We start from the raw sequence: 11,958 nt of genomic DNA on the forward strand, positions 1-11,958 counted from the left end.
ATTTCCGCACTAACGTACGGCCCATGCGTCGAGAGCTCGAAGTCGAAGTCCTCCTCGAGGGAGGCGACGTCACGGATGGCGTGATGTTGGATGAAGGGCTCTCTGGCGACCGTACGCGGTATGCGTGGGTCTACCTCGCTTCCACGGGTCGCAAGGCATGGGTGCCGATGGCGCAGGTCCGCTCGGGTGGCCGCATCCCGGCTCCGCGGGCCGAGCAGATCGAGCCGTTCCCGCTCGGCACGCCCCGGCACTGACCCCTGCCGGGAGGTCCCGGCCCACCCTGCACCGAGAGCGCCCGTCCGTCCTGCTGCGCAGGAGGCTGCTGCGCGCAATGACGATGAGAGGCAACACCCCGTTGGACGAGATCGACGAGATCGTCCAGGAATTCCTCGTGGAGAGCCTCGAGAACCTGGACCAGCTCGACCGAGACCTGGTCGCGCTCGAGCGCGAGCCCGGTTCGCGGGAGCTGCTGGGCAGCATCTTCCGCACCATCCACACGATCAAGGGCACCAGCGGCTTCCTGGCCTTCGGGCGCCTCGAGGCCGTGACCCATGTCGGCGAGAACCTGCTCGCCCGGCTGCGGGACGGCGAGATGTCGATGACCCCGTTGACCACCGATGTGCTGCTGCACATGGTCGACATCGTGCGAGACCTCCTCTCCTGCATCGAGAAGGGCGGCGACGAGGGCGAGACCGACGTCAGCCCGGTGGTCGAGCGGATCACCGCCGTCCTGGAGGGCCGCGAGAGCGAGCCGACAGCAGAGCTCGCGGTCCCCGCGGCACCGGCGGCGCTTCCCGCGCCGGACGAGACTCCGGCCGTCCTGGACGCTCCTGCCGTGCCCACCGCCCTCCCGGCGCCCATCGCCGAGGCCGCCCCTGCGGAGCTCGCCCCCGAGCATCCCGAGGAGAGCAACGGCCGGCGCAGCATCTCCGAGTCGTCGATCCGCGTCGACGTGGACCTGCTCGACTCGCTGATGCAGCTGGTCGGCGAGCTGGTGCTGACCCGCAACCAGATCGTCCGCCAGGCCGGCGACCAGCAGAACGTCGAGCTGATCCGCTCGGCACAGCGCCTGAACCTGATCGCCTCCGAGCTGCAGGAGGGGGTCATGAAGACCCGCATGCAGCCCATCGACAACCTCTGGGCCAAGCTCCCGCGGGTGGTGCGTGACCTCGGCGCCCAGTGCGGCAAGTCGGTCTCGCTGACCATGGTCGGCCGGGAGACCGAGCTCGACCGCTCGCTGCTGGAGGCGGTCAAAGACCCGCTCACCCACCTGGTGCGCAACGCCGTCGACCACGGCCTGGAGAGCGCCGAGGCACGGGTCGCGGCCGGCAAGACCGCCGAGGGGATGGTCACCCTGCGGGCCTACCACGAAGGCGGCCAGGTCGTCGTCGAGGTCAGTGACGACGGCGCCGGGATCGACCCGGAGCTGGTCGCCGCCAAGTCGTTGGAGCGCGGCCTGCGCACGTCGGCGCAGCTGGCCCTGATGACCCAGTCGGACATCCTGCAGCTAATCTTCCAGCCCGGATTCTCCACCGCCGCTGCGGTCACCAACGTCTCCGGGCGTGGTGTCGGCATGGACGTGGTGAAGACCAACATCGAGGGCATCGGCGGCACCATCGAGGTCGAGTCCTCGGTCGGCCGCGGCACCACCTGCCGGCTCCGGATCCCGCTCACCCTGGCGATCGTGCCTGCCCTGATCGTGGAGAGCGCGGGCGATCGCTACGCGATCCCGCAGCTCAGCCTGCTGGAGCTGGTCGCGCTCGACCCCGAGCGTGCGGCCAACGCGGTCGAGGACGTCAACGGCGCCTCGGTCTACCGGCTGCGCGGAACCCTGCTTCCCCTGGTCCGCTTGGCCGACGTCCTCGGCGTCGAGTCCGACCGCTCGGACGGGCACGTGCTGATCGCGGTGCTGCAGGCCGAGGGCAAGCGTTTCGGGCTGGTCATCGACCGGGTGCTCTCCACCGAGGAGATCGTGGTCAAGCCGCTGAGCTCGCAGCTCAAGGCGATCGGCACCTACTCGGGCGCCACCATCCTCGGCGACGGTCGGGTCGCGCTGATCCTCGACGTCCAGGCGCTGGCGCGCCGGGTGCTCAACACGGAGGCGTTGGAGACCGCGGACGACGGGGAGTCGGAGAGCGGCTCCGGGGCCGGCGAGACCCTGCGGCTGCTGGTCGCCGGGCTCGGCGAGAACCGCCGGGTCGCGATCCCGCTCTCGTCGGTCACCCGCCTGGAGACCTTCGCGCACACCGCGATCGAGCGGGTCGGCAGTCGCGAGGTGGTGCGCTACCGCGGCAGCATCCTGCCGGTGGTCCGCCTCGGCTCCTACTACGGCGTGATGAGCGAGCGCAGCGGCGGCGAGCTGGTGGTGGTGATCTACACCGTCGGCACCCGCAGCGTGGCGATGGTGGTCGACGCGATCGTCGACATCGTCGACGAGGTCACCGAGTTCCATGACGACGTCACCGACCGCGGCGTGCTGGGCTCTGCCCTGGTTCGCGATCGGCTCGTCGAGGTGCTCGACGTCCGCGCCGCGATCATGGCGGTCGACCCGGACTTCTACCTGGACGGCGATGCCGGCCACGACTTCCGGGAGGCGATGTGAGGAGCCGCCTGGTGACCTTCACCCTGGAGGGGAACCTCTACGGCGTCGACGTCCACGCCGTGCAGGAGGTGCTGCGCGGCCAGCCCCGGACCAGGATCCCGCTGGCGCCGGACACCATCGCCGGACTGATCAACCTGCGGGGACAGGTGATGAGCGCGATCGAGTTGCGCGCCCGTCTCGACCTGCCCGCCCGGGCGCCCGACGTCGAGCCGATGCTCGTCGTGGTCCGGGTGGCCGGCGAGACGATCGCCCTGCTGGTCGACACGATCGGCGCGGTCATCGACGTCGACGAGGACCAGTTCGAGCCGCCGCCGGACACCCTGGCCGGCCCGGCCCGCGAGTTCCTGCACGGCGCCTACAAGCTCGACAAGCACCTGCTGCTCGCGCTCGACGTCGAGCGTGCCGTCGCCGCCTGAGTCGCGCGCGATCCCTGTTCTTCCTTCACCTTTCTGCACCGACCCCTGAGGATCTGCCTTGTCTGTCAACATCACCTGGACCGTGGGCCGCCGGCTGGCGGCCATCGCCGGCATCGGCGCCGCGACCACCCTCGTCGTCTCGACCGTCGCCTTCATCGGCTTCCGCGAGCTCCAGAACGACGCCGACCGGTTGCAGACCTACGAGAGTGCGCTGACCCTGATGCACACCCTCGACACCCGCGCCAGCGAGTTGAAGGTGACCGCCCTCAAGTCGGTGGCCTACGACGAGAACGCCCAGTTCGCCGACGACGTGGACGAGGACACCGACACGATCAACAGCCTGGTCGAGGAGATCGGCACGCTGGACCTGCCGGGCACCGACGAGCAGGTGGCCCAGTTCCAGGCCGCCTGGGCGAAGTACATCGAGACGATGGACACCTTCGTCGACGCCGCTATCGAGGACCGGACCGCGACCCGCAAGCGGGTCGACGAGATCCAGAAGGCCAACGACGAGATGGACGTGCTGATCGGCGGCACCATCGACGCGCTGGAGGAGCGCGCGATCGAGGCACGCGGTGAGCGGGTGGAGACCCGCAAGCAGGCCTCGATGCTGCTCTACGGCGCCTCGGCGCTCGGCCTGATCGTGCTCGGCGGTCTGGCCTACCTGATCACGCGCTCGATCACCCGTCCGCTGCGCAACAGCGTCGACGTGCTCACCCACTTCGCCGAGGGCGACCTCAGCCAGCGCGTCGAGGAGCGCTCCGCGGCCGAGCTCGGCGAGCTCGAGCGGGCCCTGAACTCCTCGATGGCCTCGGTCGCCGAGATCGTCACCACCGCGCAGGGCTCGGCCGACGCCGTCGCCGCCGCGGCCGAGGAGCTCTCCGCCTCCTCGCAGCAGATCGCCGCCGGCGCCGAGGAGACCTCGGTCCAGGCCGGTGTCGTCTCCGGTGCCGCCGACGAGGTGTCGCGCAACGTGCAGACCATGGCGGCCGGCGCCGAGCAGATGGGCGCCTCGATCCGCGAGATCGCGCACTCCGCCAACGAGGCCGCCCGGGTCGCCTCGCAGGCCGTCGGCATGGTCGAGACCACCAACGTCTCGGTCGGCAAGCTCGGCACCTCGAGCCAGGAGATCGGCAACGTCGTCAAGGTGATCACCTCGATCGCCGAGCAGACGAACCTGCTGGCCCTCAACGCGACCATCGAGGCCGCTCGTGCCGGCGAGGCGGGCAAGGGCTTCGCGGTCGTCGCCAACGAGGTCAAGGAGCTCGCCCAGGAGACCGCCCGGGCGACCGAGGACATCGCTCGCCGGGTCGAGGCGATCCAGGGCGACACCACCGGCGCGGTGGACGCGATCGGCGAGATCGCCACGATCATCACCTCGATCAACGACTACCAGCTGACGATCGCCTCGGCCGTGGAGGAGCAGACCGCCACCACCAACGAGATGTCGCGCAACGTCGCGGAGGCCTCGACCGGCTCCGGCGAGATCGCGGTCAACATCGGTGGCGTGGCCACCGCCTCGACCTCGACCACCCAAGCGGTCAACCAGACCCTGGCGGCGATCGGCGAGCTCGCCGAGATGTCGGGCGGCCTGCGCAACCAGCTCTCCCGCTTCCGGCTGAACTGACCGCGATGACCGGAATCCGGGTGCTCGTCGTCGACGACTCCGTGGTGATCCGCAAGCTGGTCTCCGACCTGCTTGCGGCTGATCCCGACATCGAGGTCGTCGGCACCGCCGTCAACGGTCGGGCCGCGCTGCAGAAGGTGGCCGCGCTCAAGCCCGACCTGGTGACGATGGACATCGAGATGCCTGAGGTCGACGGCATCGAGGCGGTGCGCCAGCTGCGCGCGTCGGGCAACCGGGTGCCGGTGATCATGTTCAGCACGCTCACCGAGCGAGGCGCGTCGGCCACCTTCGACGCGCTCGCTGCGGGTGCCTCCGACTACGTGCCGAAGCCGGCCAACGTGGGCAGCGTGGGGCGCTCGATCGAGCAGGTGCGCGAGGCGCTGATCCCCCGGATCAAGTCGCTGGTCCCGCGCCGGGCCAGTCGCCCGGCGACGCTGGGCGCGGTGCCGGTGGCGAAGCCGGCGATCAGCAAGCGGGCCGCCGCGCCGCGTCCTCCGGGCGGCTACCGGCTGCTCGCGATCGGCTCCTCGACCGGTGGTCCGGAGGCGCTCGGCAACCTGCTCGGACGCCTGCCCGCACTCTCGGTGCCGATCGCGGTGGTGCAGCACATGCCGCCGGTCTTCACCCAGCAGTTCGCCGGGCGCCTGGACCGGCTGCTCGGGGTCGAGGTCACCGAGGCGACCGACGGCCAGGTGCTGCGCCCCGGCACGGTCTGCATCGCACCGGGCGACTACCACCTCGAGGTGGTCGCCGAGGGGCGTCAGCTGGTCGCGCGACTCAACCAGCAGCCCCCGGAGAACTTCTGTCGTCCTGCCGTGGACGTGCTCTTCCGCTCCGGCGCTCGGGTGGCCGGCAACGGCGTCCTGGGCGTCGTGCTGACCGGGATGGGCTCCGACGGATGCCGCGGCGCCCGCGACATCGTCGATCGCGGCGGCAGCGTGGTGGTCCAGGACGAGGCCAGCTCGGTGGTCTGGGGCATGCCCGGCGCTGTGGCCACCGCCGGCCTGGCCGAGGAGATCCTCTCCCTGCGCGACCTCGCCACCGAGATCAGCCGGCGCATCCCGCCGCTTCCGGGAGTCGCTCGGTGAGCATCAGCACCCATTCGTTCAGCTTCGTTCGCGAGCTGGTGCGAGCGGAGAGCGCGATCGTGCTGGGCGCCGGCAAGGAGTACCTGGTCGAGTCCCGCCTGGTGCCGCTCGCGCGCGCCGCCGGGCACCGCGACGTCGACGCCTACGTGAGCGAGCTGTCGCGACGCCGGACGCCGTCCGGGCTCAAGCATGTCGTGGAGGCGCTGACCACCAACGAGACGTCCTGGTTCCGCGACGCCGAGCCGTTCGCCGCACTGCGGAGCACCGTCTTCCCCGCACTCGCCCGCTCACGGGCCGACCGCACGCTGCGGATCTGGGCGGGGGCGTGCTCCAGCGGCCAGGAGCCGTACAGCATCGTGATGACGGCGTTGGACGCACCCGAGCTGGCGGGCTGGCGGATCGAGGTGCTGGCCACCGACCTCTCCGAGGAGATGCTGGCGCGTGCCGCGACCGGCGAGTACTCCCAGCTCGAGGTGAACCGCGGGCTGCCCGCGACCAGCCTGGTCCGGCACTTCGAGCGGACTGGGGCGAACTGGCGGATCAGCAAGGCGATCCGCGACCGGGTGCAGCTGCGTCCGCTCAACCTGACCCGGCCGTTCCCGATGCTCGGGCGCTTCGACATCGTCTTCCTGCGCAACGTGCTGATCTACTTCGACCGCTCGACCAAGCGCGACGTGCTGCGTAGGGTCCGGCAGGTGATGGCTCCCGACGGCTACCTGTTCCTGGGCGCTGCGGAGACCACGATGGGCGTTGACGACGACTGGGAGCGGAACCTGATCGGCCGCTCCTCGGTCTACCGGCCGGGCCCGAGCTAGCCCAACGGCGCTCAGGAGTCGAAGGCGCTCATCGCGCGGTCCAACAGTCGCGAGAGCGACTTGTCGGGGTGCTCGGCCCAGATCGCCTGCGCGGAGGAGAGCGCCATCACCGCGGCGCCGGCGACCGCCAGCGGGCGAGGGTCCTGGTCGAACGGCACCGAGGTGCGCGGCAGGCGCTTCGCGAGCAGCGGCGCCATCAGGCCGATCCAGAGCCGCTCGCGCTCGGCGATCGTGCTGCGCAGCCCCGGCTCCCGCATCATCCGGATCAGCGCCAGGCTGCGGTCGTGGTGCTGCTCGTGGGACTCCATGATCGGAGCCACGGCGGCCCGGATCGCGGTCCAGGCGCCCTCGGTGGCCGGTCGCGCGGCGAGGAGGGCGGCGATCTTCTCGTCGTGCTCGATCAGCCGGACCAGGATCAGCTCCTCCTTGGTCGCGAAGTAGCGGAAGAAGCTGCGCCGGGACATGCCGGCGGCCTCGGCGATCTGCTCGACCGTGGTCGCCTCGAACCCGTGACGGGCGAAGAGGCGCCAGGCTGCGGTGAGCACCTCATCGCGCACCGCTTGCCGGGTCCGCTCGCGCAACGTCGTCATCGACTGCCTCCTGGCGCCACTCTCGTCATCAGGTCAGGACTGACACCGGGTGTCAGACCTGACCTCGTGGACTGGATGCTATCGGGTGAAGGTCCACAGCAGGAGCTCCGACGCGACCTGGGCGGTCACCTCGACCTGCTCGTCGCGCAGCCGGACGGCGTCGCCCTCGCCGAGCTCGGTGACGCCCTGGGCGTGGTGGATCCGTGCGCTGCCCCGTGCCAGGAACAGATGGGCGAAGGCGGCTGCGGGAACCGTCAGCAGATCGCCGGGCCCCGGACGCGCGGCCCACAGCGTCGCTCCGGCGGAGCCGAGCCGCGCGGCGGCGTCGTGGCCGGCCCCGGAGGCGACCGGCGTCCACTGGGCGTCGGGGGCGAAGGCGCCGCTGGAGTAGCGCGGCTCGCCGCCCGGCTCGTCAGGCAGCACCCAGGCCTGGATGAAGCGGGTCGGGCCCGCGGCCGGGTCCACGGTCTCGCTGTGGCGCAGGCCGTCGCCCGCCGACATGACCTGGGCGCTGCCGGCCTCCAGGACGCCCCGGTGGCCCCGGGAGTCCTGGTGGGTGAGGGCTCCGTCCAGCATCCAGGTGACGACCTCAAGATGCGAGTGCGGATGCTCGGCGTAGCCGTGGCCGGGCGCGAGCAGGTCGTCGTTGTGGCAGACCAGCAGACCGAAGCGCAGGTTGTCGGGGTCGTAGGCGCTGCCGAAGGAGAACGAGTGGCGGGTCAGCCTGCCCTCGACGCGTTCGGCGGTGCGCTGGCCGCTGCGCAGGATCAACACGAGGGTGAACCTATCCAGAAATGTTGAAAGCCCCGAACGGACCAATCGGGGGGTGTGGTCCGTCCGGGGCAGCTTGGGGGGACACACGAGGGTGTCCAACTATTGAAACTTTAACGGGTGCCGTCCGGTGATTCCAGGGCCCGTGACGTGTGTTGTATCACGTCGGGCGGTGTCGTGGATGGTGATGTCCACCGGCATCGCAAGCGGTGTCCGCCGATGCGGGCTACAGCCGGGCGGCGAGCCGGGTGCCGGCGTCGATGGCGCGCTTCGCGTCCAGCTCGGCAGCCAGCTCCGCGCCGCCGATCAGGTGGGCGCCGCGGTCGGCGCCGAGCTCGTCATAGAGGCCGCGCACGGACTCCTGCCCGGCGCAGATCACCACATGGTCGACGTCGAGCACCTGTGCCTGCCCGTCGACGGTGATGTGCAGCCCCTCGTCGTCGATGCGTTGGTAGCGGACGCCGGAGAGCTGGGTGACGCCGGAGTCCTTGAGCACCGCCCGGTGCGCCCAGCCGGAGGTCTTGCCCAGTCCGGCGCCGATGGGCGTGGTCTTGCGCTGCAGCAGGAAGACCTCGCGGGCCGCCTTGCGTGGCGCCTTGGCGACCAGACCGCCGGGGACGTCGTCGTCGCGGCTCACGCCCCAGTGCGCCAGCCAGTCGTCGGTGGTCTCGCTCGGGTCATGGGTGAGGAAGTGGCTGACGTCGACGCCGATCCCGCCGGCCCCGATCACCGCGACCCGCGCACCCGGCGTCACCGATCCGCTGAGCACCTCGGGGTAGCGGAGCACCTTCGGGTGGTCGATGCCGGGCAGGTCGAGCTCGCGCGGACGGACGCCGCTCGCGACTACCACGTCGTCGAACCCGGCGAGGTCGGCGGCCGTCGCGGTGGTGGAGAGCCGGATCTCGACGCCGAGCCGGGCCAGGCGCGCGGTGTAGTAGCGGATCGTCTCGCGGAAGTCCTCCTTGCCGGGGATCGCCGCCGCGTAGCGGAACTGGCCCCCGATGCTCGCCGCCGCCTCGAAGAGGGTGACGTCGAGACCGCGCTCGGCCGCCGTCACCGCTGCCGAGAGGCCGGCCGGTCCGGCGCCCACGACGGCGACCGAGCGCCGGTGCCGGGTCGGGGTGATCAGCAGCGTGGTCTCGTTGCAGGCACGCGGATTGAGCAGGCAGGAGGCGGTCTTGTTGCGGAACGCGTGGTCCAGGCAGGCCTGGTTGCAGGCGATGCAGGTGTTGATCTCCGCCGCGCGATCCTCGGCCGCCTTGTTCACGAAGTCGGGGTCGGCCAGCAGGGGGCGGGCCATCGAGACCAGGTCGGCGTCGCCGTCGGCGAGGATCTGCTCGGCGAGCTCGGGGGTGTTGATCCGGTTCGAGGCGCAGACCGGGACCGACACGACCTCCTTGAGTCGGGCCGTCCACGGCACCCAGGCGCCTTGCGGGACCGGCGTGATGATCGTCGGCACGCGTGCCTCGTGCCAGCCGATGCCGGTGTTGAAGACGCTCACGCCGGCCGCCTCGAGCGCGGTGGCCAGGGCGGCGATCTCCGTCCAGGTCTGGCCGTCCTCGACCAGGTCGAGCAGGGAGATCCGGTAGATGATCGGGAACTCGTCGCCGACCAGCGCGCGGGCCCGCCGGACGACCTCGACGGGGAAGCGCATCCGTCGCTCCGCGCTGCCGCCCCACTGGTCGGTCCGGTCGTTGGTGCGTGCGGCGAGCATCTGGTTGATGAAGTAGCCCTCCGAGCCCATCACCTCGACGGCGTCGTAGCCGGCCTTCTTGGCCAGCGCGATGCTGCGTGCGAAGTCGTCGGCGGTGCGGTCGATCGCCTTGCTGGAGAGGCGCTTGGGACGGAACGGGGTGATCGGCGACTTGCGGTCGGAGGCGCCGGCGTTGAACGGGCTGTAGCCGTAGCGGCCGGCGTGGATCACCTGGAGCGCGATCGCGCCGCCCTCGGCATGCACGGCGGCGGTGATCTGGCGGTGCCGCTCCGCGTCCAGGCGGGTGCGCATCTCCCCGGCCAGGGGCTTGAGCCAGCCGCGCCGGTTCACCGCGAAGCCGCCGGTGATGATCAGGCCGACCCCGCCGGCGGCACGCTCCGCGTAGAAGGCGGCCAGCTTCGGGAGGTTCCAGGCGAAGTCCTCGAGGCCGGTGTGCATCGAGCCCATCACCACGCGGTTGCGTAGGCGCAGGCCGCCGATCGTCAGCGGTGCGAGCAGGTGGGGGTAGGGCATGGTCACTCCTTGGCGGTGTGCGCGGTGAGGTACTCGGTGAGCCAGTCGATCCAGAACTGCTCCAGGCGCAGGCCGCCGCGCAGGACCAGGTAGTGGTCGAGGTCCTGGCCGGTCAGCTCGGCGGGCTCGGGGTAGTCGCGAGCACATAGCTGCTGGTAGAGCTCGCGGCGGGCCAGATGGTCGGCGATCAGGCGCCGGACGTCGTCGAGGATCGCGGTGCGGTCCGCGGCATAGGAGGCGCCGCGCAGCCGGACGGCGAGGTCGCTGCGCGCAGCGAGCGGTGCCGTGGGCTCGGCCAGCCAGCGGCGGAGCTCGGCGTGCCCGGCCGGCGTCACCACATAGACCTTGGTGTCGGGGCCGTCGGCCTGGGCGACCACCTGCGAGGAGAGCCAGTCGCGCTCCTGCATCCGCGCCAGCACCTTGTAGATCTGCTGGTGCGTGGCCTGCCAGAAGAAGCCGATCGAGGCGTCGAAGCGGCGGGTCAGCTCCATTCCGGCGCCGGCGCGCTCGGCGAGGGAGACCAGGAGGGCATGTTCGAGGGCCACGCTACGAGAATGCCTGCTATGCAACTAGTTGCATAGCAGGTGTGGCCCGCGTCACAGTGAAGTAGAACAGGTTACTGGTTGGTCGGCCCTGCAACTCTGACACCAGATCTGTCACAATCGCGGCATGACTTTCGAACTCGGTCAGGGCACTGGCCCGCTGCGCGGCGTCAAGGTCGTGGAGATCGCCGGAATCGGCCCCAGCCCCCATGCCTGCATGATGCTCGCCGACCTCGGCGCCGACGTGATCCGCATCGAGCGGCCCGGCGGCCAGGCGCTCACCGGCGGCAGCCACGACCTGCTCAACCGTGGCCGGCCCAGCGTCGCGCTGAACCTCAAGGACCCGGCTGCCGTCGAGACCGTGCTCCAGCTGGTCGAGGACGCCGACGTGCTGATCGAGGGCATGCGCCCCGGCGTCACCGAGCGGATGGGGATCGGCCCGGACGACTGCTTCGCCCGCAACCCGCGCCTGGTCTACGGCCGGATGACCGGCTGGGGCCAGACCGGCCCGTTCGCCCACGTGGCCGGCCACGACATGAACTACATCGCGATCACCGGCACCCTGCACGGGCTCGGGCAGGTCAAGGAGAAGCCGCAGTTCCCGGGGAACCTGGTCGGCGACTTCGGTGGCGGCTCGACCTACCTGGTGATCGGCATCCTGGCCGCCCTGCTCGAGGCCAAGGCCTCCGGTCAGGGACAGGTCATCGACGCCGCGATCGTGGATGGCACCGCCAACCTCAACGCGATGGGCGCCGCGTTCCTGGCCGGTGGCGGCTTCAAGGAGGAGCGCGCCTCGAACCTGCTCGACGGCGGCGTCCCCTACTACGACATCTACGAGACCGCCGACGGCGAGCACATGTCGGTGGGCTCGCTGGAGCCGCAGTTCTACGAGGTCCTGATCGACCTGCTCGGCGTCCGCGAGACCGCGCCGGACCGCTACGACCCGGCCAACGGCGAGGCGCTGCGCGCGCTGTTCACCGAGACCTTCAAGTCGAAGACCCAGGCCCAGTGGGTGGAGATCTTCGAGGGCACCGATGCCTGTGTCGCCGGGATCATCCCGATGAGCGAGGCGATCAAGCACCCCCACATGGCGGCGCGCGAGGTCTTCGTCGAGCACCACGGCATCGTCCAGCCGCAGCCCGCGCCGCGCTTCTCGCGCACCGCGGCGACCCTGTCCCACCCGCCGGCGCCCCAGCCGGGCGCCCACACCCGCGAGGCGCTGGCCGCCTGGGGTGTCGGCGACGTCGACGCGCTCCTGGAGAGCGGCGCCGCCGTCCAGG

General features: G+C 70.9%; 11 protein-coding genes. 7 read left to right on the forward strand and 4 right to left on the reverse strand.

The window, feature by feature from the left end; genetic code table 11:
- The 6 genes from ABD151_RS10160 to ABD151_RS10185 all read left to right on the forward strand — a co-directional run.
- On the forward strand, window positions 1-254 hold a 254-nt coding region (locus ABD151_RS10160), incomplete at its 5' end, for a hypothetical protein (RefSeq protein WP_343993916.1).
- A 77-nt stretch (window positions 255-331) separates the two neighbouring features.
- A complete protein-coding gene (locus ABD151_RS10165) occupies window positions 332-2,602 on the forward strand; it encodes a chemotaxis protein CheA (RefSeq protein ID WP_343993918.1) in 2,271 nt (756 codons plus the stop codon).
- Between the two features lie 11 nt (window positions 2,603-2,613).
- Window positions 2,614-3,018: a chemotaxis protein CheW gene (locus ABD151_RS10170; RefSeq protein WP_343993920.1), complete on the forward strand. Its 405-nt coding sequence runs from the start codon at window positions 2,614-2,616 to the stop codon at window positions 3,016-3,018.
- Window positions 3,019-3,076: 58 nt separating this feature from the next.
- Window positions 3,077-4,645 (forward strand): methyl-accepting chemotaxis protein, encoded by a 1,569-nt coding sequence (locus tag ABD151_RS10175; RefSeq protein WP_343993922.1) that lies wholly within the window; start codon window positions 3,077-3,079, stop codon window positions 4,643-4,645.
- 5 nt (window positions 4,646-4,650) lie between these two features.
- Entirely contained in the window at window positions 4,651-5,733 is a 1,083-nt protein-coding gene (locus ABD151_RS10180; RefSeq protein WP_343993924.1) for a protein-glutamate methylesterase/protein-glutamine glutaminase, read from the forward strand.
- A complete protein-coding gene (locus tag ABD151_RS10185) occupies window positions 5,730-6,548 on the forward strand; it encodes a CheR family methyltransferase (RefSeq protein WP_343993926.1) in 819 nt (272 codons plus the stop codon). The genes ABD151_RS10180 and ABD151_RS10185 overlap by 4 nt, the downstream gene beginning before the upstream one ends.
- Window positions 6,549-6,559: 11 nt before the next feature.
- Here the strand turns inward: ABD151_RS10185 and ABD151_RS10190 are convergent, their stop codons facing one another.
- The 4 genes from ABD151_RS10190 to ABD151_RS10205 form a co-directional block, all read right to left on the reverse strand.
- On the reverse strand, window positions 6,560-7,138 hold the full coding sequence (locus tag ABD151_RS10190; RefSeq protein ID WP_343993928.1) for a TetR/AcrR family transcriptional regulator: 579 nt from the start codon (window positions 7,136-7,138) through the stop codon (window positions 6,560-6,562).
- 78 nt (window positions 7,139-7,216) lie between these two features.
- Window positions 7,217-7,912 carry a pirin family protein gene (locus ABD151_RS10195; protein ID WP_343993930.1) on the reverse strand — a complete coding sequence of 232 codons (696 nt, stop codon included), beginning with the start codon at window positions 7,910-7,912 and terminating at the stop codon, window positions 7,217-7,219.
- A gap of 223 nt (window positions 7,913-8,135) precedes the next feature.
- A complete protein-coding gene (locus ABD151_RS10200) occupies window positions 8,136-10,136 on the reverse strand; it encodes an oxidoreductase (protein ID WP_343993932.1) in 2,001 nt (666 codons plus the stop codon).
- 2 nt (window positions 10,137-10,138) lie between these two features.
- Window positions 10,139-10,681 carry a PadR family transcriptional regulator gene (locus tag ABD151_RS10205; protein WP_343993934.1) on the reverse strand — a complete coding sequence of 181 codons (543 nt, stop codon included), beginning with the start codon at window positions 10,679-10,681 and terminating at the stop codon, window positions 10,139-10,141.
- A 124-nt stretch (window positions 10,682-10,805) separates the two neighbouring features.
- Here ABD151_RS10205 and ABD151_RS10210 point away from each other — a divergent pair.
- Window positions 10,806-11,958: CaiB/BaiF CoA transferase family protein (locus ABD151_RS10210; RefSeq protein ID WP_343993936.1), on the forward strand; the 1,153-nt coding region annotated here is incomplete at its 3' end.

Origin of the sequence: Nocardioides dubius (genome assembly GCF_039528155.1) — a bacterium.
In the GTDB taxonomy this organism is placed as follows: Bacteria; Actinomycetota; Actinomycetes; order Propionibacteriales; family Nocardioidaceae; genus Nocardioides; species Nocardioides dubius.

Coding starts and splice junctions, on each gene's coding strand:
- ABD151_RS10165 (WP_343993918.1), top strand. CDS start 332: ATGACGATGAGAGGCAACACCCCGTTGGACGAGATCGACGAGATCGTC.
- ABD151_RS10180 (WP_343993924.1), top strand. CDS start 4,651: ATGACCGGAATCCGGGTGCTCGTCGTCGACGACTCCGTGGTGATCCGC.
- ABD151_RS10190 (WP_343993928.1), bottom strand. CDS start 7,138: ATGACGACGTTGCGCGAGCGGACCCGGCAAGCGGTGCGCGATGAGGTG.
- ABD151_RS10200 (WP_343993932.1), bottom strand. CDS start 10,136: ATGCCCTACCCCCACCTGCTCGCACCGCTGACGATCGGCGGCCTGCGC.